Below are 24,745 nucleotides of genomic sequence, written 5' to 3' on the forward strand. Positions count from 1 at the left end.
AAGCCCACCAGAGCCGATGGTACTGCGGTAACACGTGGGAGAGTAGGTCGGTGCCAGATCTTAAAAGAGACCCTTTATCAGAAATGATGAAGGGTCTTCTTGTTTTAGGGGTGTTTTGAGTGGAAAGGCCAAAGCAGAAAGACTAAAGCTTAAAGTCCAAAGCAGAAAGACCAAAGCGTAACTTTAGTCTTTTTCCTTCAAGCAGGTTTTAAACCATTAAGGAGTTAAGAGGGTTAAGGCAGTTAAATCGCTTGATTAAAGGAAGTGCCTTAGTCCTTTAGTGATGAATGGGATGATAGAAATTCGGTGGCAGCAGGCCCCTCAATAATAGCCCTGATGGCAGCGAAAATCCCTTTTGGACACAGGGGGTTACTTATACCGGCAATGTTCCCCAAAAGGATTGCAGCCTACAGCAGGACGGAACCCCACCCAAAAGAACTGGAAATTGCGCTCCAATAAATAATTAAGGATTGTACTTTAATGAATGGAATATTAGACCATGGGACTAATTACTTGCTTCTTCTTTAACCGCTAACTGCCCGCAAGCCGCATCGATATCTTTACCACGGCTACGGCGGATGTTGGTATTAATCCCCTGGCTTTTCAGATAATTTGAAAAAGCATCAATTTTATCGCCTTCGGCATTTGTGAAATCTGCAAAAGAAATCGGATTATATTCGATCAGGTTTACTTTGCAAGGAATATGTTTACAAAATTTGGCCAAATCCATGGCATCCGAAATCTCATCGTTAAAATGATTAAAAACAATGTATTCGTAAGTAACCGGATTTTTGGTTTTAGCGAAATAATATTTGAGCGCATCTGCTAAAGATTTTAACGAATTCGCCTCGTTAATCGGCATAATTTCATTACGCTTTTCATCATTAGCAGCATGAAGTGACAACGCAAGATTAAATTTGGCACCATCGTCGCCCAGTTTTTTGATCATCTTTGCAATGCCTGCTGTAGATACGGTAATGCGCTTATAACTCATATTAAGGCCGTCAGGAGCGGTAATACGCTCTATAGACTTCAATACGTTTGCATAATTTAACAAGGGCTCTCCCATACCCATATATACAATATTGGTAAGCGGGTTATTATAGTTCTGCTTGGCTTGTTTGTCAATCAATACCACCTGGTCGTAAATTTCGTCTGCATTTAAGTTACGCTTACGGTCCATGTAGCCTGTTGCACAGAATTTACAGGTTAAACTACAGCCCACCTGAGAGCTCACACAGGCAGTCATACGGTCTTCTAAAGGGATTAAAACCCCTTCAACAATATTTCCATCGGCTAACTTAAATGTATTTTTAATGGTATGGTCGTTACTGAACTGAGAGTTGTTAACCTGAACAGCATTAATGGCGAAAGCGTCGTCCAAAGCCTTGCGAAGATCTTTAGATAGATTGCTCATTTGTTCGAAAGTCGTAGCTGATTTTTCCCAAAGCCACTGGTAAATCTGCTTGGCCCTAAATGCAGGTTGTTGCATCGCTACAAGGTGCTGTTGCAATTGGGGAAGATCTAATGCACGAATATCGATTTTTTTTGCTGTTACCATTTGTTGCAAAGGTACTTAAAAAAGGTAGAAGGTGAAAAGGCGGAGAGTGTAAGCTAATTAGATAATGCCAAATTTTACAATTTGTTGGCTTATCTTCCCCTGCTTCTTGAATTAGATTTATTTGCAGGTTTACCTTTTACAGGCCTCGAATTTTTGTTTGCGATATTACTTTTGCCGCTAGGTTTTGAGCCCGAACGGCCTGTTGTTTTCCTATCAGAAGATTTTTGAACTGATGGTTTAGGTTTGAATGCTTTTTTAGGCTGTTCTTTTCTAAATTCAGGGATTTCCTCCCATACATCGGCCTTTTTCCTGATAGTACCTTTTGTTTTGGTTTTAGCTTCAGAAGATGAGTTTTCGATACTTTTGGTAATGGCTTTCATCTCTTCTTCGGTAAGCTCCCTAAATTCTCCGGTTGGAATACCTTTAAGGCTGATATTCATGATCCGTATACGCTCTAGTTTGTTTACCTCGTAACCAAAATGCTCGCACATTCTGCGGATTTGCCTGTTTAAACCCTGAATTAAGACAATATTGAAAACAAAGGTGCTGATCTGGCGAACCTTACATTTTCGTGTATTTACCCCTAAAATAGGTACTCCGTTACTCATTCCGAAAATGAAATCTTCGGTAATGGGTTTATTGACTGTAACTATATATTCTTTTTCGTGTTTATTTCCGGCCCTTAAAATTTTGTTTACAATATCGCCGTTATTGGTCAGGAAAATCAGGCCCGACGAATCTTTGTCTAACCGGCCGATTGGGAATATTCTTTCGCTGTAGTTAACGTAATCTACAATATTATCGCGGACACTGGATTCGGTGGTACTGGTAATGCCAACGGGTTTATTGAAGGCCAACAGGATGAAATTACTTTCTTCCTTAGGTTCGATATTGTGGCCGTTAACCATTACGCGATCACCTGCGAAAACCTGGTCGCCTACTTTGGCCTTCTTTCCATTGATAAAAACAGTACCTTTTTCGATATAACGGTCTGCTTCACGGCGCGAACATAATCCACTTTCACTGATGAATTTATTTAAACGGGTGGCAGAGTTATTATTCATGCTGCAATTTTACGGAAATAAATCGTGTTATCCATTTTCCATATCAGTAACAAAGGCATCAATAGTATTTTTAAGTTTTGTTAAAGTTTCCCGATCTGTAATTTGGGTATCGAGATTAATCTTTGCTTTTGCAAAGGAAATGAGCTGGGGAGAAACCTTTGCTTCGAGTACGGTTAAAATATCGATGATGGACTGATAGGCTTTTTCGCCCTGCGTAGACGCAACAAGTGCTAAAACAGGTTTGCCGGATAATGATGCTGAACTAACCGTCCAATCGAGCAGGTTTTTTAAAGAACCAGGCAAACCCATCGCATATTCTGGTGTAGAAATGATAATGCCATCTGCTTTTCGGAGGGCTTCGCGAAGATCACGGACTACTTTTGGTTGGTTTTCTAAATCTAAATCAGGGTTGAAATGTGGAACATCTGCAATAGTAGGGAAGACAGAGACCTCAAAATCTCTCCCCAAAAGATGGCTAATTGCCGAAATGTAAAGCCCGTTGGTTGATGAAGATTTGGTGCTGCCAGAAATTGCAAATACTTTTTTCATTGCTAAAAATAGCAAAGTGCAGGTAAATTCTAAAGTGAGACCGGTGATCCAATCGTCATTTCAAATTAACTGTTAAAACGCGCCAGGGTTTCAACAGTTAATTTAAGAATATAAACTACTAAAAATTCTGATCATCGGCACTTGGTCCATAACTTCCCGGAATAGGAATATCAAGCAACCTTAAATACACCCCCAATTGTGCACGGTGATGAGAAGTTTGGTTTAAAGAGTGGCGAATGGTTTCATATTTAGAGTAATCGGCAAGTACCTGTTTGCCCATCCTCAATACCCAACGGCCGTTTAAGTCTTCTTCAGTTGCTTTTTCCAGTTCTGCTTTTCCCAATGCATAATTTTTCTCCAGGATTTTAACCAGATCAGCGGCATTTTCTGCAGGTTCTTCTACATAAGGCGCTGTTTCGAAATCTAATCCTTCAGTAGTTAAAGCCAGTGAAACCCATCTTGGCAAATCGGCAATATGAACGGCAAGCGATTTCATTTTCATGCTTTTTTCGTGCGGTGCCCAGCCAAACTTATCTGTCGGAACAATGGCCAAGAATTTTTTTGTGGTATTAAATTCCGCCTCATACTCTTTCAATAATAATTTAATAATGTCCATATTTTTCTGCTTTGTTTTTTCTATTGTGTGTAATTCCATAAGTAATAAATCAGCAATGCTCATGATTTTTTGAGGTTTGTTTACACAAAGAAAATACGGGTCACTGACAACCCTATGGCAGCGTAAAAAAATAATTTCAACATATCGTCATCTCGAGCGAAGTGCAACGCAGCCGAGAAATCTATCTCGAGGTAGATCTCTCCATTCCACTGCGTTATTAATGCGATCGTAATGCTGTCCCGAAGCTTCAGGATCCGCATCTTTCTTATAGAATAGACCCTGAAATAAATTCAGGGTGACGTGTATAGTTTAATAATTTACAGGTAGCAGATGCATGTAATCGCTTAATGGCATATGCTGGGTTTTTCTGAATGGGATGCCCAGATTTTTTAAACAGTTAATCCGTGTGAGGTTAAAATCGCGGTATTCATTGCGGTAGTGGCACCAGGCAATGAGGTGCCAGCTAAATGCATAGAAAATGAGGCCAATTGGTTCTACTTCTCTTTTGCTTACTTCTTCCTTATTATTTTTATAGTCCAGTTCAATCAAATGCTTCTCCCCGATGGCGTGCTGAATAAGAGACAGGTATCCGAAGTTGAAGCTCAATCTTTCAGGAATCTGCAATTTGATATGCTGATTTAAAGTTTCGAGTTTCTCTTTTTGACTTGTTTTTAATACTGCTTTTACCTTGGTTAGCGCTGAAGAATAATGGCTTCGGATGGAATTGTCTGCAAAACCGTTTACCAGGCTTTCTACCAATAACAGGGCATTGGCTTCATCCATATTAAATGAAACCGGAGGTAAGAAATAGCCTTGAACCAGGTAATAACCCTTATGTTGCTCAAAACTTACCGGTATGCCCTGTTCACCTAATGCCTTAATATCACGATAAACAGTACGTATGCTCATATCAAACCTTTCTGCAATTTTTTCTGCGGTAATGTATTTTTTGGATTGAAGCAGGGTTAATATTCCAAAAAGGCGGTCGATACGGTTCATAGTATGTTTTTTAGGCAATTAAAATTAAAGTTTTTTAATCAATTTTTCTTGTGGTACGTTATTTGTAAAATAAAAACATATCAATTCTAAGCGTAAACCGTTATTATAATGGTTTTAAGTTAATAATCTAAATTAAATGGCGGCTGTTATTCAAAAGCGTTTCTTCCGTGCAATAAAAAGTAAAGTGATCATAGGTTTCTTGTTTGCCTGTTTTGCGCTGCTTTTGGCATGGGGTATCAGCAAGTTCGCTTTCACCCGGATGCTCGATACCGTTGAGGAAATTTCGGCCCCGAACGATCGTTTGAGGATTGTAAATGATCTTTCGCATAAAATTGCACGGTTAGATCAGTTGCAGCGCGATGAAGCTTTTAATAAACAAGGTACTTACAGTTTTTTAAAAGAATCGCGTAAATTAAGATCCAGCCTGGATACCCTAAGGAAATTGTACCGTGGTGACTCTGCCCAGCTGGCCAGGATAAAATCGATTAAAAACTTACTGTCTGATCGCGACAAACAGTTTATAAACTACCTTAAAGTGAGGGAAACACTGGTGAATACCAAATCGTTCTCTGAGGAGGTGCGGAAATTAAATGAGCTGGTGGCAACAAGAGCAAGGCAAACGGATAGTGCTGTATTAACTACCGAAACTACTACTTCGACCACCACGGTTGCACCTGAAGAAGAACAAAAATCGCGTGGTTTCCTGAGTAAACTTTTTGGCAAGAAGAAATCTGATGTTTACAAAATCATCAACGAAGAATTTAAGGTTAAGCGCGATACCTTAAATGCAAAGGCTGAAGACAGCATCATGAAAAGCATGACGGGCTCGTTAAGGAATATCGAGCTGGAACAACGTCAGAAAAGCCAGAAATTTTTAAAACGCGAGGCTGATCTGTCAAGCGCCAGTAATGCCTTAACGGCTAAAATGCTGCAGATTTTACGAGAGGTTGAAGGCCAAGCCATGGCCCAGGTAGATTTAAACGATATACAGGCTAAGGAAGTGGTTAACGATGGGATAACGCAGATTACCACCATTATCATTATCTTTTTCCTCTTAACAGTAATTCTGCTGTATCTAATTTTGGCCGATATTACGAAAAGCAACAGGTATAGAAAGGCATTGGAACTTGCCAAAGATGAAGCAGAATACCATGGCAAGGCAAAGCAGCGGTTTTTGTCTAATATGAGCCATGAGATAAGAACGCCATTACAATCTATTTTAGGTTATGCGGAGCTGATTACCCAGCAGGATGTACCCAATAAAAAAGATGTAGATGCCATTTACCAATCCTCGATCCATTTACTGCAGATTGTGAATGAAGTATTGGATTACAACCGGATTATTTCGGGCGAATTTAGTTTCAATAACCAGGTATTCAACATCAAAAAAGCTTTAGATGAGGTAGTTTCTGTAATGCGGCCATTAGCAGAACAGAAATCACTTCAGTTAAATACAGTGCTCGATCTTAATGATCTGGAGTTTGTAAAAGGTGATGCCTTTAGGCTAAAACAGATTTTATTTAACTTATTGGGTAATGCTGTAAAATTTACTTTGAAAGGCGAAATTAAACTTTCGGTTTCGTATAAAAGGCAAGGGGATGATTTACACTTTCATTTTACCATAAAGGATACCGGGATAGGATTCGAAGAAAAAGATATCCCCAAAATATTTAATGAATTTGAGCAGATAGAATCTCCGGAGAAATATATTATCAACCAGGCCGGTACAGGTTTGGGGCTGCCTATTGTTAAATCACTGATCGAAACACAGGGAGGCAGGATTTATGTTAAAAGTAAACCTGGCATTGGCACCACATTTAACATTTACATGAAATATGAAAATACCACCGAGCGTATAAATGATACATTAGATTTAGAACATTATGCCATAGTAAACCCAGGTACGGTTTGGGTAATTGATGATGATAAACTCATCCTCGATTTATGTGGAATGATTTTTCAGAAAAACAAAATCCCGTTCAGGACTTTTACCCAGGTGGCCGATATCTTACATGCAGAACCTGAAGCTGATTTAAAACATGTATTGGTTGATATGCGTATGCCCGAAATGACAGGTTTTGAACTTTGCCATTTATTGAAAAAGAAATTGCCGAAGCATATTAAGTTCTATGCCATTACCGCACAGGTTCTGCCTGAAGAACGTGAAATGGTTTTAAGTGAGGGTTTTGATGGCCTGATTATGAAACCGTTTAGGGCAGTTGATATCCTATCTATATTTGATAAAACAGAAATTTTAACAGAGCAGCCTGAATTCGATTTCTCTTCTATAGAAAAAATGACTTTTGGCGACCAACAAATGTTGGATAAAATTTTGAGTCGTTTTAAACAGGATTCTATAGATGATGTTGCAGCGCTGAAAAAACATTTAATCGACGATGACGCTGATCAGGCCAGGTTACTGGTTCACCGTCTTGCAGGGCGTATGGCACAAATGGGCTCGAAAACTTTGGCAAATGTATTTCGTTCCCTGGAAATGGAAATTGCCGGAAATGGTTTAACGGAAAATATTAAATCGGAAGTTTTATTACAGATCAGAAAATTGGACGGTTTAATTGCATTTATGGAAAAAATCGATTATGCTAGTGCCGGGTAATTATTCTATGCCATAGCGTTCCATTTTGGCGTATAATGTTTTACGATCGATATTTAAAATCTTTGCCGCTTTTGATTTGTTATGCCTCACTTTGATCAACGTCTCCGTTATCAAGGCTTTTTCATTCTGTTCGTTAACTGCCTTCAGATCGGATGAATTACCTGGAGCAGACTGGTGGTGGACAGAAATCATCATTTCATCCGGTAATGCACCAATCTGTGCAACATCGCCCGGGCTTAATAAAACCATACGTTTAATCACATTACTTAATTCACGCAGATTTCCCGGCCAATCGTAACTCAGCAAAAGTGCTTTTGCCTCATTAGAAATACTTTTCACATTTCGTTCCAGGTCGCGGTTTGATAGTTGTATAAAGTGGTTGATGAAAAGTTCCAAATCACCGCCCCTTTCTCTCAATGGCGGAAGCTGGATTTTGAATTCATTTAAACGATGATATAAATCCTCCCTGAATTCTCCCTGTTGCATGCTATTGGCCAGATCATCATTGGTAGCCGTAATGATGCGTACATTAACGGGAATCTGCTTGGTACTGCCCAAAGGCTGGATTACCCTTTCCTGTAATGCCCTGAGTAATTTAATCTGTACTTCATAACTCAGGTTGCCAACTTCATCTAAAAATAAAGTTCCTCCATTGGCAGCCTCAAATTGACCTTTTTTATCGTTCAAGGCACCTGTAAAAGCCCCTTTTACATGCCCAAATAGTTCGCTGGCGGCTAAATCTTTCGATAAAGCACCACAATCTATTGCAACAAATGGTTTATCAGCACGTTTACTTTGCTGGTGCAGGGTCCTGGCTGCAAACTCTTTCCCTGTGCCACTTTCGCCCTGTATAATGACCGACATGTCTGTTGGTGCTACCAAATTGATGTGTTCATACAGTTTATCTGCAATTGCACTTTTACCTTTTATAAAATCACTGTTTGTTTCTTTTGGCTCAACACTTTTTAAATCCTTTTTAGCTAAAGAATTTTTGATCACCATTAATAATTCATCCGGGTTAACCGGTTTGGTAATGTAATCAAAAGCGCCCAATTGAATAGATTTTACCGCTGTCCGCACATCATTAAAGCTGGTCATGATGATTACCGGTATAGAAAGACCCAGATCGCGAAGGTGAGTAAGTACTTCAAATCCGGTTCCATCTGGCAGGCGGTAATCAATTAAAAGTAAATCAAATGCATTGGTTTCAACTTGCTTAAATGATTGCTTTACCTGGGTTACGAGGGTGACCTCGTGACCGTTTTTTGTTAAAAAACCGTCAAGTAATTGAGCAAATGTGGTATCGTCTTCTAAAATCAGGATTCTCGCCATGTAACAAAAATAAGAAAAGCCGGACATAATCCGGCTTTCTTATAATAGGTAGATGTAATTATTTGAGTTTTATTGAACAGGCTTACCGTCTTTATCAATTTTAACTGAACCGGTTTCCGCTTCTTTTTTAACATTGATTAAGTAGTACTCTTTAGTACCTTCTTTTACAGACCAAGCTTCAGTAGCGGTCCATCCTTTATATGCATCTGATTTTAATGCTGTAGTTACCGGCTCAGGTAATTCTTCCAATTTAACCGGAGTTTTTACTGCACTGTCTTGAACTGCAACAATTGCAGTAGTTTTAAAATCTTTTACTTCACTTGCCTGTACTGCTGAGAATCCTGCGAAAGCTAAGAACGCAGCTGATAAAATTAATTTTTTCATTTTGTTTCTTTTTTAGTTTATGCGCAGCCCGGAGGCTGCGCTAATATTGATTATACCTTAGGGTGTATTTACTTCTTTACTTTGGACTATTGAACTGGTTTACCGTCTTTATCGATTTTAACAGAACCTGTTTCTGCTTCTTTTTTCACGTTAATTAAATAGTACTCTTTTGTACCTTCTTTAACTGACCAGGCTTCAGTAGCAGTCCAGCCTTTGTAAGCATCAGATTTTAATGCGGTTGTTACCGGTGCAGGTAATTCCTCTAATTTAACAGGAGTTTTAACTGCACTATCTTGAACTGCAACAACTGCAGTGTTTTTGATTGTATTTACTTCACTTGCCTGTACTGCTGTAAATCCTGCGAATGCTAATGTAGCGGCTAAAAAAATCTTTTTCATGATATGATATTTTAAAATATGATTGATAATTTTTGTTTAAATACTTGTTGATTGCGGAGCGCTAATCTTATATTGCTTATTGAACTGGTTTACCGTCTTTATCAATTTTAACTGAACCAGTTTCAGCTTCTTTTTTAACGTTAATCAAATAATATTCTTTGGTACCTTCTTTAACTGACCAAGCTTCAGTAGCGGTCCAGCCTTTGTAAGCATCAGATTTTAATGCGGTTGTTACCGGCTCAGGTAATTCTTCCAATTTAACCGGAGTTTTCACTGCGCTATCTTGAACTGCAATAATTGCAGTAGTTTTAAAATCTTTTACTTCACTTGCCTGTACTGCTGAGAATCCTGCTAATGCTAATACTGTAGCTGCTAAAACGAATTTTTTCATAGTATATATTTTAAAATTTAATTTGTGTAACAATACTTGCTAATGTTTCATAATGATGCCAAACGAAATTTTTTTATTAAGTAATTGATTTACAACAAATTGATTCTGTGCCAAAGTTTTGATGTTGTGGACTTTCTCCACACTTTGTGGTGAATGACTACAAGTTTTGCAGTTATTTGTGAGTTTTAATAATTGGTGTTCTTGTGCCATGAGATGTTACCAGCTGATGGATTTTGAAAATCCTTTGGCTATCTGGTAAAATCTGACAGGACTGAAATTTGGCAGCACAAAAAATAAATTTCAATTTTTGAAAAAAGAAGATTTTTTTCTATCATTGCAGCCCGAATAAAAGCCTCCTTAGCTCAGCTGGTAGAGCAACTGACTTGTAATCAGTAGGTCATTGGTTCGATTCCGATAGGAGGCTCTTTTATTTTCCTTCCCATTCTATTTTCCTTAAAATATTTTGACGGCTTGGCGTAATCAGCTTACTTTGCAGGTATGCTTAAATACTTTTCTGCCGATTGGATTTTTCCGGTAAGTAGTCCGCCAATTAAAAATGGTGTAGTTGCCGTAAATGCGACGGGTGAAATACAGCAGGTATTATCTGCTGATGAGGCTAAAAACCTTGATGTAGTTTATCTTAAGGGGGCTATTGTGCCGGGTTTTATTAACACCCATTGCCATTTGGAACTTTCGCACATGCTGGGGCAAATTCCCGAGCATACCGGCTTGGTCGCATTTGTGCAAAGCATTATAAAAAGCAGGCATGGCGATGCAGCGCAGATTAAAGCTTCAATGGAAGCGGCCGATCAAAAAATGTTCGATAATGGGATTGTGGCTGTTGGCGATATTTCCAACCAAATTTCGTCTAAAGAAATAAAAGAGAACAGCAAAATCCATTACCATACCTTTATAGAAGCCATGGGCTTTAATCCTGAACGTGCTGGTGTCATCATGGATACCGTAAAGGGGCTTAGGCAGGACTTTAAACCGCTGGCCGCCTCTATTGTCCCGCATGCGCCATATTCAGTATCACCGTTATTGTTTGAATTAATAAGGGAAGAGGCAGAAAAAGATAATACCATGATTAGTGTTCATAATCAGGAAACAGAAGATGAAAATGCTTTTTTTGAAAACAAAACAGGCGGTTTCTTAGACCTCTATCGATTTTTGGGGTTGGATATTACTTTCTTCAAACCAACCAATAAAACGTCTTTACAGAGCTGGTTGCCCAATATTAAAGAACAGAAAACGTTGCTTGTGCACAATACTGTTTCAAACCAGGCAGATATCTCTTTTGCTAAAGAACACAATACTAATTTATATTGGTGTCTTTGTCCGCAGGCCAACTTATATATCGAAAATGCTTTACCCGACGTTGATCTGTTAATTAACGAAAACGTAAAGATTACCCTGGGGACAGATAGTTTAGCCAGCAACCATCAGCTTAATATTCTATCAGAAATGCGCACCCTGCAGAAACATAAGCAGGTTGCTTTTGAAAAACTTTTGACTTGGGCAACTGTAAACGGAGCCGAGTTTTTAGCGCTCGACAAGCAGTTAGGAACAATAGAAGTGGGTAAAAAGCCAGGATTGAATTTAATCCAGCTGTCGGCTGATTTTAAAATTGAAAATGACCAGGTAAAAAGGCTAATTTAAATTATATGAACCCCATCTGTAAACTATTCAATATTAAATACCCTATTATTCAGGCCGGAATGGTTTGGTGTAGTGGTTGGCGACTGGCTTCGGCAGTTTCTAATGCAGGAGGCCTTGGTATTATTGGAGCAGGTTCGATGTATCCTGAAGTTTTAAGATCACATATCCAAAAATGCAGATTAGCAACGCATCAGCCCTTTGGTGTTAATATTCCATTGCTTTATCCTAATATTCAGGAAATTATTGATGTGGTAGTTGAAGAGAAGGTAAAAATTGTATTTTCTTCTGCCGGTAACCCTGCAACATGGACCAGTTTTTTAAAAGAAAAGGGTATTACGGTGGTTCATGTAATTGCGAATACAAAATTTGCCATAAAAGCCCAGGAAGCTGGCGTAGATGCGATTGTTGCCGAGGGCTTTGAAGCAGGAGGGCATAATGGCAGGGAAGAAACAACTACCATATGTTTAATCCCGATGATTAAAGCGGCCGTCCGGATTCCTGTTATCGCTGCAGGTGGCATTGGGAGTGGAAAAGCCATGCTGGCAGCTTTTGCTTTAGGCGCCGATGCCGTTCAGGTGGGTTCGGCTTTTGCCGTTTCAGAAGAGTCGTCAGCCCATCCTGCATTTAAAAATAAAATTATTTCAGCGACCGAGGGCGATACCAAACTGGCGATGAAAAAGCTCGTTCCGGTAAGGTTATTAAAAAACGAATTTGCCGATGCTGTTTCGCTTGCAGAGGCCGATGGTGCGGGTCCTGAACGTTTAAAAGAGCTATTAGGCAGGGCCAGAGCAAAACTGGGTATGTTTGAAGGTGATATGGAAAACGGAGAACTAGAAATAGGCCAGGTTTCGGCAATGCTGAATGAAATTAAACCTGCAAAGGTTATACTCGAAGAAATATGGCAGGAATTTAAGATAGAAATTGCCCGCCTTACACAACTGCAAAACGAATTGGATCGCTAAAACAACATTTGTCAAATGTTTATATAGTACTGGTATATTTTTGGTTTTAGGGACTAATTAATCGCTTATTCCACATAGATGATCTTAAAAAATCAAGGGGTTGTATCATAAATTGTAATTCAATCGAATTTGTCACGTTGAGCCTGTCGAAACGGCCTAAGACATTTAAAACAGGTTCTTCGACAAGCTCAGGATGACAATTCAGTATTAATGATACAACCTCTTTGTTCGGGTTGCTTTACTTAGTGGTTAACCATTTTCATTGCAGCATCACTATATCGCTCACCAATTACAGGATATTGCTTAATAAGCGCATTAATCTCTGTAAGATCAGTATCGGTTAGTTCAACTTCGGTCGCGCCAGCATTCTCTTCCAGGTATTTTATTTTCTTGGTTCCAGGTATAGGAATAATGTCATCACCTTGTGCCAAAACCCAGGCCAGTGCAAGTTGTGCAGGTGTGCAGTTTTTGGAAGCTGCAAACGCGGCAAATTCCGTTATTAATTTATTGTTGTTCCCTATATTTTCTTGCTGGTAACGTGGCAAAGTCCTCCTAAAATCATCATCTGCAAGAGTATTGATATCAAGCGTATTGGTAACCAGGCCCCTTGCCAAAGGTGAATAGGGCACAAGTGAAATGCCAAGCTCGCGGGTTGTTTGCAATATGCCATTTTCAACATCCCTGGATAGCAGCGAATATTCACTTTGCAGTGCTGCAATCGGATGAACAGCCTGGGCCTTCCTGATAGAAGCCGCAGAAGCCTCGCTTAATCCAAGATAGCGCACCTTTCCTTCTTTTACCAGATCGGCCATGGCACCAACTGTTTCTTCGATGGGCACATTAGGGTCAACCCTATGCGCATAGTAAAGATCAATAGTTTCAATTTTCAGGCGTTTCAGGCTCTGTTCAACTGCAATTTTTATCCAGGCCGGCGAGCCATCAAAATATGCTCCTACAGCGCTGCTGGGTGCCGCTACTCCATCCTTAAAACGAAAACCGAATTTTGTTGCGATAAATACCTTGTTGCGGTTGGGTACCAGGATTTTGGAGATCAATTCTTCATTGGCACCATCGCCATACATATCGGCCGTATCCCAGAAATTGATACCAAGATCAAGTGCTTTCTCCAGGGTTGCCAAACTTTCCTTATCATTTGCAGGTCCGTAGGCAAAGCTCATGCCCATGCAGCCAAGGCCAAGTGCAGATAGCTGCTCGTCTGTTGTTCCAAGTTTTCTGTATTTCATAGTGATTATAATTTATTACTCAAATGTAGGTATTACAATGAAAACACAACTTATAACCATTCTGTTGCCACCTGTTATTTCAAAAGACTTAAAGGGATCAGAAATTCGTGGATAAATTGTTGAGGGGAGCAATTTTAATATTGACAGCCAAAAATCTCAATGTAATTGGACATGTCATCATTAATGTCGCAATATGTTTGGGATAAAATTGTTTTTCAGAGGGAATTTTGCCTCCCCAATTAACGGTACTGTACTTTTTCGAGTAAAGAAACAGTTTGTGATAGATTTTGAATGATTTTATCTTTAAGTTCGATGGTTTTGTTTTTCTCGGTTAGCAGGCTTTTAAGTCTTTTGATCTCTTCTGCCGATGCTTGTTTTTCCTTTTGATTGAGCTGGGATAACAGCTTGCCCTTTTCGTAATAGCTGAAAAAATTGTAGCCCAGTATTTCACTCACAGTGGCAAGCAAGGAAACGTCCAGGGTAGAGCTATTGATGATTTCCTGCGCCTTGGTTTTGCTAATGCCCATTTTTTCTGCGAACATGGAAACAGAAATCTCTTTGGTTTTCATTTCCTTCCAGATCATCAATCCTATATGTACACTCATTATGGTCTCCGTTTTAAAATTCAAATTACCTAAATGTTGTCCTATTCCGGAAAAATTAGTGTTAATGATAACCAGTCTAATTATAGCTTTCGGCTTAGTGGGTAATTCCCGTTTTTTATAAATATTTTGGTGGTAAAATACGAAACCAGCGTGCAAAATAGCATAACCTGCAACCTCACTAAATCAGTTCGATGCCGTTTTTAACATGTGCTGAAGAATTGTGATAATTCATTTACCTTTACAGCTTTAAAATATTTCAACTTTGCGGCAAATAAATGAAACATCTCAATATAACAATAACGGGTAAAGTGCAGGGCGTTGGTTTTAGGGAAACTACTAAAATTATTGCCAACCAAATGATGGTAAATGGTTTTGTAAGGAACGAAAAAGATGGATCGGTTTATATCGAAGCAGAAGGTGAAGAAATTTTTTTGGAGGAATTTGTAAACTGGTGCCATGAGGGGCCTGACCGCTCTCGTGTAGAAAATGTGGCGGTGAGCGATGGTGAAGTAAAAAACTATCGTAATTTTGAAGTTTTAAGGAAATAAATTGCTGAATTGTTGGATTGCTATAGTGTTCCGCTAATGGAGCTTATCTCAATACGCAATGCTCAAATCTCAATATTAAATGTCGGTATATAAAAAGTTTCTTGGGCAGACCATGGTTTATGGTATCAGTACCGTTTTTTCCAGGTTGTTCAATTTTATCCTCACACCTATCTATACAGGTGTTTATAAAAAGGGTGTTTATGGCATTTTCACAAATATGTATGCCAATGCATCTTTAATCAATGCAGTTCTGGCTTTTGGTATGGAAAGTACCTATTTTAGGTATTTAAATAAATTTGAAGATAAAAAGCAACAGGTGTATAATAATTCATTTCTGTGCATTGCTTTCATTTCAACACTTTTCTTAATTACAGGATTAATTTTTTCCTCTTCGATTGCGGCTTATTTAGCAACCAAAACATCCGAAATTGCTGATTATAAGCAATATGTAAGTTTCTTTTTATGGATACTTTTTGTTGATGCTATTTGTGTAATTCCTTTTGCTAAGTTGAGAGCTGATGGGCAGCCATTTAAATATAGTATTGCCAAATTTTTAAATATCGGTTGCTTTGTTGGTTTTAACCTTATATTCATTTACCTGATTCCTGCCATCATAAAACACCATTGGGTAGGTTCAGAATGGTTTGTATCATGGTATAGGTATCAATGGATCGGTTATGTTTTTGTAGCCAACCTTATTGCTTCGGTTGCTACCCTGATTTATTTGCTGCCTCAATTTATGAAGCTGCAGTTGCGTTTTGACAGCAAACTTTTTAGCAATATGTTCTCTTACAGCTGGCCAATTCTCGTAGCGAACTTATCATTTATCGTAAATGAAAACCTGGATAAAATAGTACTTCAAAAACTATTACCACCTGAAATTGCCGATGGAGAGGTTGGAATTTATGGCGCGGTGTGTAAAATAGCTATTTTCTTAAGTATTTTCATTACAGCTTTCAGGTTGGGTGCCGAGCCGTTTTTCTTTAGCCATGCAAAAGAGAAAAATGCAAGAGATACCTATGCTACAATTTTGAAATATTTTGTAATTGCCCTGTCTGTTCTCTTTATTGCCATTATTGCCAATATTGAACTGTTGAAATTTTTCATCCGTAAACAAGAGTATTGGGTAGGCTTACCGGCAGTTCCTTATTTGTTGTTAGGTTACGTATGCCTCGGCATTTATATGAACCTGTCTATCTGGTACCGTCTGTCCGATCAGACTCGTTTCGGACTCTATATTTCTGTGGCAGGAGCTGTGATTACAATCGTACTCAATGTTGTTTTAATTCCAAGGTTTAGCTATATGGGATCTGCCTGGGTAAGTATGCTGGCTTATTTTGTAATGATGGTTTTATCTTATGTTCTCGGGCAGAAATATTACCCTATTCCTTATAACCTTAAAAAGATTTTATCCTATTTAATTATCTCAACAATAATTGTATTCTTTTCGTTTTTTGTATTTAATAAAAACATATATGTTGGCAATGCCCTGTTAATTGCATTTGTTGCAGGTATTGCTTATTTCGAAAGGAAAGATTTGTTGAAAATACTTAAAAGGTAATGATCGAGATTGGTAATTGTCTCCAATCTCACCTCTCCAATCTCATATCTAATAAAATGGAAATAAAAATCATCAATACATCTGGGCATCCGCTTCCTCAATATGAAACTGCACATGCGGCAGGCATGGATCTTAGGGCTTCAATAGCAGAAGAAATAGTACTGAAACCTTTGCAGCGCTTATTGGTGCCAACAGGTCTGTTTATCGAGTTACCGGTTGGTTACGAAGCGCAGATCAGGCCAAGGAGTGGACTGGCCTATAAACATGGCATTAGCATTGTAAATTCGCCAGGTACAATAGATGCCGATTACCGTGGCGAAATAAAAGTTTTATTGGTAAATTTATCAGATACAGATTTTAAAATCGTTAATGGCGATAGGATTGCCCAAATGGTAGTGGCCAAACACGAAACTGTTAGCTGGCAGCCGGTTACAGAACTAAGCGGAACGGCTCGAGGTGACGGTGGTTACGGACATACGGGAAAATAAGTTTGGAGTTAACTTTTGATGTAAAAATGATATGAAATACAAGGTACATTTTCTTATCGGGGCCGCTTTAGTTAGCTTTCAGGCCTTTGGCCAAGGAGTAGTTGCGCCAGCTACCAATCGCGACAGCAATGTTGTAAAACAATTGTTTTTTGCTGGTCTGCGTGAGAAAATGTCAGAAAATTACGTTGTTGCTTCTACCAATTTCAATAAAATTGTTGGATTGGATCCTAATAACCATGCAGCCTATTTCGAGCTGGCCAATACAGACCTGCGTTTAGACAAGCTGCCGGAAGCCGAACAGCACATAAAGCAGGCAATTAAACTAAACACTGACAATTTATGGTATTGGCGTTTACTCGGAGAGGTATATAAACGCACCAATAAAATGCCCGAACTGATCGATGTATTTAACCAGTTGATCCGTCTCGATCCGGAAAACGATGGCTATTATTTTGATAAGGCCAATGCCCAGTTTTTAGCTAACCAGCTCGATGCCGCCAGAAAAACCTATGATGAAATTGAAAGTAAATTCGGCGATTCCAGAGATCTGGTAAATGCCAGAAAGCGACTGCAATCTAACGGCAATGCTACCGAAAGCGATATTGTAAAATTATTGGAAGGCAACCAGGCCGATGTAAAGAACTATTTATATGCAGCTGGTTTACTATTACAGAAAGGGAATGATCCGGAAGCATTAAAAGTGCTGCTTAAGGCGCAACAGTTAGAACCGAATAACTTTGAGGTAAACCTTGCCCTCGCCGATATTTACCGCAAACAGAAAAATGAAGGAGCAGCTTTTGCTTCATTAAAACTTGCTTTCGAAAGCGGCGAAATGCCCTTAACCGAAAAAGTTAAAATCATTATGTCGTTATTCCTGGAATTGAACCGGCCCATTGTTGCAAAAAACGTAACAGAGCTGTGTAAACTGCTTGCCGAAAAAAATCCGAGTGATGCTAAGGCTTTGGCACTTTATGGTGATGTGCTTTATCAGCAAAACAACCTGAAAGAAGCTCTTGTACAATACCAGGCTGCTTTAAAGCTTAACGAGCAGGTTTATGCCGTTTGGGAGCAGGTTATCAATATCCAGACTTTGCTGGGCCATTACGAAAATGCCATTAAAGTTGGTGATGAAGCTTTAACCATTTATCCAAACCAGGCCAGTTTGTATTATTATATGGCTTATGCGCTATATAAAACCGAAAAATATGAACTCGCGTTGAGCAATTTGAAAACTTCGCTACAGCTGGATGTAGAGAATAAAAGTTTGCAGGCACAGATTTATGCTTTGCAGGGCGATATTTACATCAACCAGAATAATTTTCAGGCCGCTAAAACCGCATTCGAAAAAGCCATTTCTTTAGAACCAGATAATTACCTCATCATGAATAATTATGCCTACTACCTGGCCTTAAGAAGTGAAGATCTGGCCAAAGCGGCAAAATATGCCGAAACGGCGGCCACTGCAATGCCAAACAACCCTTCAGTTGCCGACACTTATGCCTTTGTACTGTTTAAACAGCAAAAGTATGATCTGGCAAAAACATGGATTGAGAAGGCCTTGCAAAACAATAGCGCTAAAAACGGTGTTTATCTGGAGCGGTTTGGAGATATACTTTTCATGAAGGGCGAAAAGGATGCTGCATTAATCCAATGGCAAAAAGCAAAAGAAGCAGGAAACGGATCAGAAGTATTAATTAAAAAGATAAATGAAAAAAAATATTTTAAGTAGCATATTCCTATTGGGAGCAGTTGTTTTTGTTTCAGCGTGTAAGCCTAAAAAAGAAATTGTGGTTGCCCCGCCTACCCAATCGGAATCTAAAACCGATAATTCCAAAGCAGAAACCCTAACGTTGTTAAATAGCAAACAGCTGAAGTTTAATACCCTTTCATTAAAAGCCAAGGCAAGCCTCGATATTGGTGGCGATGCAAACGATGTAACCATGAATTTTAAAATGAAAGACAAGGAAACCATCTGGGTAAGTGTTACTGCTTTGGGGGGATTGGCCGAAGTGGCCAGGGCATTGATTACACCTGATAGCATCAAGATCATGAACCGCCTGAAAAACGAATACCTTAAAAAACCTTTCAGCTATATTTATAATTTCACCAACAAACAGGTAAATTTTAATACTTTGCAGGCCGTTTTAACCGGCAATGCCATGGGCGAATTTTTAACCCCGCAATCTGATCTTAAACTTGAAAACGGTGCTTGGATAGTATCGGGCAGCAAAGAAGACCTTGATTATAAATTGCTTTTTAATACCTTGTTAAAGGTTGCCGAAACCAATTTAAACGATGTTAAAAACGGTCAGGCTTTAAAGGTGACCTATTCTGATTATCAAAAACTGAACGAATCTTTATTCCCTGGCTCATTACAGATCAAAACCTTGTCGAAAGCAAAAAAAATAAACATAGATTTGCAGTTTGTTAAAATTGATGGCAATGTTCCTGTCGATTTTCCGTTTAATGTTCCAAAGAGATTTTCGGTTATAAAATAGATTAATCTTAATCTTTATTTATTTAAATTGGTAATTTGCCAATGATAGCTGTTGTTGTATAAACACAGCACTTTTGATAATCTTTGCATTATATGAAGATTGAGTGAAGACTGTTCTTTAATAGTTAATTATGACTTTAGTATCTCGATTTTAATATTTTTTACTGCAAAATTTTTATACTTTTGGCTCAATGAAGCTACACAAATTCCTATTTATCTTTTTTTTTAGCGTGTTAACCCTTTCGGCCGTTGCACAAACAGAAAGTCAGCTGAGAAGGAAAAAAGAAGCAATACAGCGTGAAATTGAACAGCTTCAGAAAAATCTGAACAAAACTGCCAATGGTAAAAAACTGACCCTGCAGCAGATTAATACCATAAATGCCCAGATCAGGTTGCGCCAGGATAAAATCGGAACAATCAATTCTGAAATAAAAAATCTTGATAACCAAATCTCTCAGAACACCAATACCGTACATACGTTGCAGGGCCAGTTGGGCGACCTTAAAAAAGAGTATGCAGGTATGATCCGTTTTGCACAGCGGAACAGGAATGCGTACGATAAGATGATGTTTATTTTTGCTTCAAAAGATTTTAACCAGGCATATAAAAGGATAAAATATTTACAGCAATTTAGCCAGTATAGGAAAAAACAGGCAGGTTATATCGAAAATACCCAAAATGATCTTAATGGAAAGATCAGGGTTTTGGATAAAACCCTAAAGGAAAAAAGTAACCTGTTGAAAGAACAGGAAAGGGAACGTGAGCGTTTGGGGAAAGATAAAAATGAACAGTCTGTTGTATTAAGCAAGCTAAGTAAAGACGAAAAGCAGTTTAAACAGGATATTGTAGCCCGTAAAAAACAACAGGCACAGATAGACAGAGCCATTAGTGCGGCCATCCAAAGGGCAATTGAAGAAGCGAGGAGAAAAGCGGCAGAAGAGGCCAGGAGAAAAGCAGCGGAGGAAGCGCGTATTGCTGCAGCAAAGGCAAAAGCTGAAAACAGGCCGGCGCCGGCAACACCAACAGCACCTGCTGCCAAATCAAAATCAACAGCAGAATTGCTTACAGCCACACCTGAGGCTGCCAGGTTATCAGCAGGTTTTGAAAACAACAGGGGAAGACTGCCTTGGCCGGTTGCAACCGGAACCATTACCGAGCGCTTTGGTCTGCACAAGGTAGACCAGGCCACCTATACCAATGATGGCGTGGATATTACCACAAGTGATGGGGCAACCGTTAGGGCAGTGTTTGCAGGTAAAGTAGCCGCAGTACAGGTAGTTATGGGCAGAACAGTGGTGCTGATTAACCATGGTGAATACTTTACCGTTTACCAGAACCTGAGATCGGTAAGTGTGAGTGTGAATGAGCAGGTTGATACCAAACAGGCAATAGGGGTGGTGGCCAACACAGGGGATGATGCCATCCTGAAATTCCAGATCAGGAGAGGGCAGGCCACTCTAAACCCTGAAGCCTGGATTAGTAAATAGATTTTTTAAATTGTTTATATTTGTATAAATTATATCAGTGATGTATCAAGGCACGTTATTAGAGTTTTTAAACATGGGGGGATCGGAGATCGTACTCATTTTAGTAGTAGTTCTGTTGTTGTTCGGCGGTAAAAAACTGCCTGAGCTGGCAAGAGGACTTGGAAAAGGGATCAGAGAGTTTAAAGATGCGTCGGAAGGGGTGAAGCGCGAGATCCACAGAAATATTAATGCAATGGATTTAGATAAAGAAGAAGCGGAAGAAACAGCGGTAAACAACCATAATCAACGTCACCACCCAACAGAAGAAAGTCCTGTTAACGAAAATGCTGCGGCAAGTACACCGCATGCTGAAGCAGGTACTCCCGTTGATGAAAAAAATGTAGCAGACAATCAAAAAGTTTAAACAAAAAAGTTATGTTAAATACAACAATAGCAGCAATGCTTGGAACACCTGAAATTATCATTATCGCGGTAGTGGTTTTGTTATTATTCGGTGGTAAGAAAATTCCTGAACTGATGAGAGGTTTAGGTAAAGGTGTTAAAGAATTTAAAGACGGTAAGGATGGTGTTGATGGCGATCAGGTAGATCCGTCTAACCGTGATAAAACCGTTTAATTGCAATAATTTTTAGTTTTGAAGAAGTACAGCTCTCTAAAAGAGATTCAAGCACTCATTTCGCAAAAGCAATTAACCTTACCCGATTTACTAGCTTATTATTTTAAGCAGATTAAAGATAAAGAACACCTCAATGCATTTAACGAGGTGTTTTTTTATTCGGCCGAGGTTCAGGCAAAGGCGATACAGCAGAAGATAGACGAAGGCACAGCAGGTAAGCTTGCAGGAATGGTAATTGGTATTAAAGACAATATCTGTTATAAAGACCATGTGGTAACCGCATCTTCAAAAATGCTCGAAGGCTTTGTATCTCCATATTCATCAACCGTTGTTGAACGTTTGTTACAGGAAGACGCCATTATTATAGGACGTTTAAACTGTGATGAGTTTGCTATGGGCGGCTCTAACGAAACTTCTTATTATGGGGCTGTTAAAAATGCAGCAAACCCCGAGCTTGTTCCAGGTGGTTCATCCGGAGGTTCAGCTGTTGCCGTTCAGGCCGATATGTGTTTATCTGCCCTTGGTACAGATACGGGAGGTTCGGTAAGGCAGCCCGCAGCTTTTTGTGGGCAGATTGGCCTGAAACCTACTTATGGCCGTATTTCGAGGTATGGCGTTATCGCCTATGCCTCATCATTCGACCAGGTTGGTCCCATTACTTCATCGGTTGAAGATGCCGCTTTGCTTTTACAGGTTTTAGCTGGCGCTGATGAGCACGATTCAACGGTTTCACCTTTGGCTGTTCCCGATTATCCTGCACATTTAAACACATATAAAAAACAAAAAATAGCGGTTTTAAAAGAAACCATCGAGAGCGATGCCCTTGATCCTGAAATTAAATCGGCTATTTTAGCTTCAATCGAAAAACTAAAGGCAGACGGACACAGCATTGAATATGTATCTTTTGACCTTTTAGATTACCTGGTTCCGGCCTATTATATTTTAACCACGGCCGAAGCTTCTTCCAACCTTTCGCGTTATGATGGTGTGCATTATGGCCATCGCAATACCGAAGCAAAATCATTAAACGAACTCTATAAATTATCACGTGCAGAAGGTTTTGGCGAGGAGGTAAAACGTCGTATCCTTTTAGGAACATTTGTTTTAAGCGCCGGATATTACGATGCCTATTACCAGAAAGCACAGCAGGTTCGCCGTCTTATAAGAGAAAAAATGGATGCATTATTCCAGGATTATGACCTGATCCTTTCTCCTGTGGCACCAACGGCAGCGTTTAAAATTGGAGATAATGTGCAGGATGCGCTGGTGATGTACATGGCCGATATTTTTACCGTGCTACCATCCCTGAGCGGAAATCCGGCTATTGCGCTGCCTTTAGGCAATAATGAAGCGGGTTTACCGTTAAGTATTCAATTTATAGCCAAACATTTTGAGGAAGATCAGCTTTTAGCTTTTTCTCAGGCATTTTTAAAATAGGCATCAGCTCATTGAGCTGTATGCAGTAGCTGTCAAAAAAAACGTAGCAAAACTTTTACTGATTTTTGATCGGTAACGGAAGGTTACGGCTTAATTTTATTTCAATACCATTAATAATGGTGCAAAAGTAGAATTAGTTATTGACGCGACTGAGTAAACCAATAGCCCATGATTAAAAAAATTCTTTTTGCTTCAATTTGTGCTTGCTTAGGATATTTTTCTTCCGCTTCCGCACAACAAACCCTCAAATTAGATAGTCTCCCTAAGGTACACAACAACATTTTTATCAATACCGATACCGTAGCCGTACCTGTAGTTTCTGAAAACCCGTTAACTATGGGAGGGAACTTTATCTATAAACTCAGGCTCGATTCCATCACGAAAACCATTCCACTCCCTTACAACGAATACGTTCAGCAGTATATCGATATTTATGCCAAGCGGAAGGATATGTTCGGAAAAATGATCGGCTTATCCCACTATTACTTCCCGATTTTTGACAAAGCATTAAAAGATTATAACATCCCACAGGAAATAAAATACCTAACCATTGTAGAGTCGCAGATGAACCCGCATGCCATTTCGCGTGTAGGGGCAACGGGTATCTGGCAGTTCATGTTCGGTACAGGAAAGGCCTATGGTTTAAAAATGGACAATTTTGTTGATGAGCGTAAAGATCCGATACAGGCCAGCTATGCTGCAGCAGCTTATTTTAGGGATGCTTTTGAAGAACTGGGCGATTGGCTTTTGGCCATTGCAGCCTATAACTGTGGCAAGGGTAATGTAAACCGGGCCATTGATAAAGCCGGATCAAGAGATTTTTGGGTAATCAGACAGTTTTTACCTAAAGAAACGAGGAATTACGTGCCAGCCTTTATCGCTGCGGTGTATGTAATGAATTATTCCAGCAAACACCAGATCACGGCACAGGCTTCGAACATGTTCCTTAAAACCGATACCGTTCAAACTACCCGCTTTGTTTCTTTATCAACCCTGGCAAAAGTGCTTAATGTTGAAGAAGAAGCGATGACGGCCTTAAATCCATCTTATAAGAAGAAAATTGTAAATGGTACCGATGATGAGCCCAAGCGGATTGTAATGCCTAAATTAAAGGATGCCGATTATGCTGGTATCTATGATGTGCTTAACAACCAGGAAGTAGATGTAAGCATGAAGGTGATAGAGGCTGGTACCGATGATATAAGGGAGTTAAGGAAAAAGAAAACGAAAAACGTATCAACATCATCCATTGTTTACCATAAAGTTACCACAGGCCAGAATCTTACTTCAGTCGCCGATAAATATGGGGTAGAGGTGCAGGATATCCGGGTTTGGAACGGACTAAAGAGCAAAACTTTGGTGCCGGGACAAAAATTAAAAATCTACACTAAAAATCATAAACCTTTAAAAGCACCTTCGTCATTCTTAAGCTATAAAGTGAAAACGGGAGATACCTTATCGGAAATTGCAGAGAAATTCGATGGCGCAACAGTTCAGAGCATCAAACGCGATAACCGTTTATCAAAAGCAGGTTTACAGGTTGGAATGGTGCTAAAGATCAGTAAGGGGTAAGGTACAATATTCACCTTATCACATGATTTAGACGGTCCCTTTCTCCTTCTCCGGAGAACCACATTTTGTTGTAATCAGTAAAGATGATTTATAACTATTAAGCATTGTAAGCAATCCTTTTATGGTCAAAGTATAAGCCAGTTAGGGTTTCGCTGGTAACGC

Annotated in this window: 24 protein-coding genes and 1 tRNA gene; 14 read left to right on the plus strand and 11 right to left on the minus strand. The window is 39.3% G+C overall.

The features are described from left to right. Window positions 1-505: 505 nt before the first annotated feature. The 5 genes from rlmN to ACFSR6_RS11270 form a co-directional block, all read right to left on the minus strand. Complete coding sequence (rlmN, locus tag ACFSR6_RS11250) at window positions 506-1,561, minus strand: 23S rRNA (adenine(2503)-C(2))-methyltransferase RlmN (protein WP_379078750.1); 1,056 nt, start codon at window positions 1,559-1,561, stop codon at window positions 506-508. Window positions 1,562-1,650: 89 nt separating this feature from the next. Continuing rightward, complete coding sequence (gene rluF, locus ACFSR6_RS11255; RefSeq protein ID WP_379078754.1) at window positions 1,651-2,625, minus strand: 23S rRNA pseudouridine(2604) synthase RluF; 975 nt, start codon at window positions 2,623-2,625, stop codon at window positions 1,651-1,653. A gap of 27 nt (window positions 2,626-2,652) precedes the next feature. Then, a complete protein-coding gene (locus ACFSR6_RS11260) occupies window positions 2,653-3,174 on the minus strand; it encodes an NADPH-dependent FMN reductase (RefSeq protein ID WP_379078757.1) in 522 nt (173 codons plus the stop codon). 118 nt (window positions 3,175-3,292) lie between these two features. Then, a complete protein-coding gene (locus tag ACFSR6_RS11265; protein WP_379078760.1) occupies window positions 3,293-3,829 on the minus strand; it encodes a DinB family protein in 537 nt (178 codons plus the stop codon). Window positions 3,830-4,099: 270 nt separating this feature from the next. Then, complete coding sequence (locus ACFSR6_RS11270; RefSeq protein WP_379078763.1) at window positions 4,100-4,789, minus strand: helix-turn-helix transcriptional regulator; 690 nt, start codon at window positions 4,787-4,789, stop codon at window positions 4,100-4,102. Between the two features lie 136 nt (window positions 4,790-4,925). Here ACFSR6_RS11270 and ACFSR6_RS11275 point away from each other — a divergent pair, with 136 nt between their 5' ends. Beyond that, window positions 4,926-7,403 (plus strand): hybrid sensor histidine kinase/response regulator, encoded by a 2,478-nt coding sequence (locus tag ACFSR6_RS11275; RefSeq protein ID WP_379078766.1) that lies wholly within the window; start codon window positions 4,926-4,928, stop codon window positions 7,401-7,403. Here the strand turns inward: ACFSR6_RS11275 and ACFSR6_RS11280 are convergent, their stop codons facing one another. From ACFSR6_RS11280 to ACFSR6_RS11295, 4 genes are all read right to left on the minus strand, one after another. Continuing rightward, window positions 7,404-8,735, minus strand: coding sequence for a sigma-54-dependent transcriptional regulator (locus tag ACFSR6_RS11280; protein ID WP_379078768.1), 1,332 nt, complete (start codon window positions 8,733-8,735; stop codon window positions 7,404-7,406). It lies immediately after the preceding gene. 69 nt (window positions 8,736-8,804) lie between these two features. Further along, complete coding sequence (locus ACFSR6_RS11285) at window positions 8,805-9,119, minus strand: hypothetical protein (protein ID WP_025145420.1); 315 nt, start codon at window positions 9,117-9,119, stop codon at window positions 8,805-8,807. Between the two features lie 86 nt (window positions 9,120-9,205). Further along, window positions 9,206-9,517, minus strand: coding sequence for a hypothetical protein (locus ACFSR6_RS11290; RefSeq protein WP_379078771.1), 312 nt, complete (start codon window positions 9,515-9,517; stop codon window positions 9,206-9,208). 76 nt (window positions 9,518-9,593) lie between these two features. Further along, window positions 9,594-9,908: a hypothetical protein gene (locus ACFSR6_RS11295; protein WP_379078773.1), complete on the minus strand. Its 315-nt coding sequence runs from the start codon at window positions 9,906-9,908 to the stop codon at window positions 9,594-9,596. 351 nt (window positions 9,909-10,259) lie between these two features. Here ACFSR6_RS11295 and ACFSR6_RS11300 point away from each other — a divergent pair. The 3 genes from ACFSR6_RS11300 to ACFSR6_RS11310 all read left to right on the plus strand — a co-directional run bounded on the left by ACFSR6_RS11300 (window position 10,260) and on the right by ACFSR6_RS11310 (window position 12,529). Continuing rightward, window positions 10,260-10,332 (plus strand) — tRNA-Thr (locus ACFSR6_RS11300). Between the two features lie 74 nt (window positions 10,333-10,406). Beyond that, window positions 10,407-11,567, plus strand: a complete 1,161-nt coding sequence (locus ACFSR6_RS11305) for an amidohydrolase family protein (protein WP_379078776.1) — start codon at window positions 10,407-10,409, stop codon at window positions 11,565-11,567. 5 nt (window positions 11,568-11,572) lie between these two features. Continuing rightward, window positions 11,573-12,529 (plus strand): NAD(P)H-dependent flavin oxidoreductase, encoded by a 957-nt coding sequence (locus ACFSR6_RS11310; protein WP_379078779.1) that lies wholly within the window; start codon window positions 11,573-11,575, stop codon window positions 12,527-12,529. A gap of 242 nt (window positions 12,530-12,771) precedes the next feature. Here the strand turns inward: ACFSR6_RS11310 and ACFSR6_RS11315 are convergent, their stop codons facing one another. After that, window positions 12,772-13,773, minus strand: coding sequence for an aldo/keto reductase (locus ACFSR6_RS11315; RefSeq protein ID WP_379078782.1), 1,002 nt, complete (start codon window positions 13,771-13,773; stop codon window positions 12,772-12,774). A 239-nt stretch (window positions 13,774-14,012) separates the two neighbouring features. Continuing rightward, a complete protein-coding gene (locus tag ACFSR6_RS11320) occupies window positions 14,013-14,378 on the minus strand; it encodes a hypothetical protein (protein ID WP_379078785.1) in 366 nt (121 codons plus the stop codon). Between the two features lie 275 nt (window positions 14,379-14,653). Here ACFSR6_RS11320 and ACFSR6_RS11325 point away from each other — a divergent pair, with 275 nt between their 5' ends. From ACFSR6_RS11325 to ACFSR6_RS11370, 10 genes are all read left to right on the plus strand, one after another. Continuing rightward, entirely contained in the window at window positions 14,654-14,926 is a 273-nt protein-coding gene (locus tag ACFSR6_RS11325) for an acylphosphatase (protein ID WP_379078787.1), read from the plus strand. A 79-nt stretch (window positions 14,927-15,005) separates the two neighbouring features. Beyond that, window positions 15,006-16,487 (plus strand): lipopolysaccharide biosynthesis protein, encoded by a 1,482-nt coding sequence (locus ACFSR6_RS11330; RefSeq protein WP_379078790.1) that lies wholly within the window; start codon window positions 15,006-15,008, stop codon window positions 16,485-16,487. A 56-nt stretch (window positions 16,488-16,543) separates the two neighbouring features. Then, a complete protein-coding gene (gene dut / locus ACFSR6_RS11335) occupies window positions 16,544-16,975 on the plus strand; it encodes a dUTP diphosphatase (RefSeq protein WP_379078793.1) in 432 nt (143 codons plus the stop codon). A 31-nt stretch (window positions 16,976-17,006) separates the two neighbouring features. After that, window positions 17,007-18,704, plus strand: a complete 1,698-nt coding sequence (locus ACFSR6_RS11340; RefSeq protein WP_379078795.1) for a tetratricopeptide repeat protein — start codon at window positions 17,007-17,009, stop codon at window positions 18,702-18,704. Next, complete coding sequence (locus ACFSR6_RS11345; RefSeq protein WP_379078797.1) at window positions 18,682-19,473, plus strand: DUF4292 domain-containing protein; 792 nt, start codon at window positions 18,682-18,684, stop codon at window positions 19,471-19,473. The genes ACFSR6_RS11340 and ACFSR6_RS11345 overlap by 23 nt, the downstream gene beginning before the upstream one ends. A 190-nt stretch (window positions 19,474-19,663) precedes the next feature. Beyond that, a complete protein-coding gene (locus ACFSR6_RS11350; protein WP_379078799.1) occupies window positions 19,664-20,959 on the plus strand; it encodes a murein hydrolase activator EnvC family protein in 1,296 nt (431 codons plus the stop codon). A gap of 40 nt (window positions 20,960-20,999) precedes the next feature. After that, on the plus strand, window positions 21,000-21,362 hold the full coding sequence (locus ACFSR6_RS11355) for a Sec-independent protein translocase subunit TatA/TatB (RefSeq protein WP_379078801.1): 363 nt from the start codon (window positions 21,000-21,002) through the stop codon (window positions 21,360-21,362). Between the two features lie 11 nt (window positions 21,363-21,373). Next, window positions 21,374-21,574, plus strand: a complete 201-nt coding sequence (locus ACFSR6_RS11360) for a Sec-independent protein translocase subunit TatA/TatB (protein WP_029986031.1) — start codon at window positions 21,374-21,376, stop codon at window positions 21,572-21,574. An 18-nt stretch (window positions 21,575-21,592) separates the two neighbouring features. Beyond that, the gene (gatA, locus tag ACFSR6_RS11365) at window positions 21,593-23,011 is read left to right on the plus strand and encodes an Asp-tRNA(Asn)/Glu-tRNA(Gln) amidotransferase subunit GatA (protein WP_379078803.1); all 1,419 of its coding nucleotides are present in this window, start codon (window positions 21,593-21,595) and stop codon (window positions 23,009-23,011) included. A 168-nt stretch (window positions 23,012-23,179) separates the two neighbouring features. Continuing rightward, window positions 23,180-24,583, plus strand: a complete 1,404-nt coding sequence (locus ACFSR6_RS11370) for a lytic transglycosylase domain-containing protein (RefSeq protein WP_379078806.1) — start codon at window positions 23,180-23,182, stop codon at window positions 24,581-24,583. Window positions 24,584-24,745 lie beyond the last annotated feature (162 nt).

The sequence above is a fragment of the Pedobacter vanadiisoli genome (assembly GCF_042684385.1).
In the GTDB taxonomy this organism is placed as follows: Bacteria; Bacteroidota; Bacteroidia; order Sphingobacteriales; family Sphingobacteriaceae; genus Pedobacter; species Pedobacter vanadiisoli.

What these genes read in the sequence shown, in the direction of transcription:
- rlmN (WP_379078750.1), bottom strand. Translation starts at nt 1,561, where the DNA reads ATGGTAACAGCAAAAAAAATCGATATTCGTGCATTAGATCTTCCCCAA.
- rluF (WP_379078754.1), bottom strand. Translation starts at nt 2,625, where the DNA reads ATGAATAATAACTCTGCCACCCGTTTAAATAAATTCATCAGTGAAAGT.
- ACFSR6_RS11260 (WP_379078757.1), bottom strand. Translation starts at nt 3,174, where the DNA reads ATGAAAAAAGTATTTGCAATTTCTGGCAGCACCAAATCTTCATCAACC.
- ACFSR6_RS11265 (WP_379078760.1), bottom strand. Translation starts at nt 3,829, where the DNA reads ATGGAATTACACACAATAGAAAAAACAAAGCAGAAAAATATGGACATT.
- ACFSR6_RS11270 (WP_379078763.1), bottom strand. Translation starts at nt 4,789, where the DNA reads ATGAACCGTATCGACCGCCTTTTTGGAATATTAACCCTGCTTCAATCC.
- ACFSR6_RS11275 (WP_379078766.1), top strand. Translation starts at nt 4,926, where the DNA reads ATGGCGGCTGTTATTCAAAAGCGTTTCTTCCGTGCAATAAAAAGTAAA.
- ACFSR6_RS11280 (WP_379078768.1), bottom strand. Translation starts at nt 8,735, where the DNA reads ATGGCGAGAATCCTGATTTTAGAAGACGATACCACATTTGCTCAATTA.
- ACFSR6_RS11285 (WP_025145420.1), bottom strand. Translation starts at nt 9,119, where the DNA reads ATGAAAAAATTAATTTTATCAGCTGCGTTCTTAGCTTTCGCAGGATTC.
- ACFSR6_RS11290 (WP_379078771.1), bottom strand. Translation starts at nt 9,517, where the DNA reads ATGAAAAAGATTTTTTTAGCCGCTACATTAGCATTCGCAGGATTTACA.
- ACFSR6_RS11295 (WP_379078773.1), bottom strand. Translation starts at nt 9,908, where the DNA reads ATGAAAAAATTCGTTTTAGCAGCTACAGTATTAGCATTAGCAGGATTC.
- ACFSR6_RS11305 (WP_379078776.1), top strand. Translation starts at nt 10,407, where the DNA reads ATGCTTAAATACTTTTCTGCCGATTGGATTTTTCCGGTAAGTAGTCCG.
- ACFSR6_RS11310 (WP_379078779.1), top strand. Translation starts at nt 11,573, where the DNA reads ATGAACCCCATCTGTAAACTATTCAATATTAAATACCCTATTATTCAG.
- ACFSR6_RS11315 (WP_379078782.1), bottom strand. Translation starts at nt 13,773, where the DNA reads ATGAAATACAGAAAACTTGGAACAACAGACGAGCAGCTATCTGCACTT.
- ACFSR6_RS11320 (WP_379078785.1), bottom strand. Translation starts at nt 14,378, where the DNA reads ATGAGTGTACATATAGGATTGATGATCTGGAAGGAAATGAAAACCAAA.
- ACFSR6_RS11325 (WP_379078787.1), top strand. Translation starts at nt 14,654, where the DNA reads ATGAAACATCTCAATATAACAATAACGGGTAAAGTGCAGGGCGTTGGT.
- ACFSR6_RS11330 (WP_379078790.1), top strand. Translation starts at nt 15,006, where the DNA reads ATGTCGGTATATAAAAAGTTTCTTGGGCAGACCATGGTTTATGGTATC.
- dut (WP_379078793.1), top strand. Translation starts at nt 16,544, where the DNA reads ATGGAAATAAAAATCATCAATACATCTGGGCATCCGCTTCCTCAATAT.
- ACFSR6_RS11340 (WP_379078795.1), top strand. Translation starts at nt 17,007, where the DNA reads ATGAAATACAAGGTACATTTTCTTATCGGGGCCGCTTTAGTTAGCTTT.
- ACFSR6_RS11345 (WP_379078797.1), top strand. Translation starts at nt 18,682, where the DNA reads ATGAAAAAAAATATTTTAAGTAGCATATTCCTATTGGGAGCAGTTGTT.
- ACFSR6_RS11350 (WP_379078799.1), top strand. Translation starts at nt 19,664, where the DNA reads ATGAAGCTACACAAATTCCTATTTATCTTTTTTTTTAGCGTGTTAACC.
- ACFSR6_RS11355 (WP_379078801.1), top strand. Translation starts at nt 21,000, where the DNA reads ATGTATCAAGGCACGTTATTAGAGTTTTTAAACATGGGGGGATCGGAG.
- ACFSR6_RS11360 (WP_029986031.1), top strand. Translation starts at nt 21,374, where the DNA reads ATGTTAAATACAACAATAGCAGCAATGCTTGGAACACCTGAAATTATC.
- ACFSR6_RS11370 (WP_379078806.1), top strand. Translation starts at nt 23,180, where the DNA reads ATGATTAAAAAAATTCTTTTTGCTTCAATTTGTGCTTGCTTAGGATAT.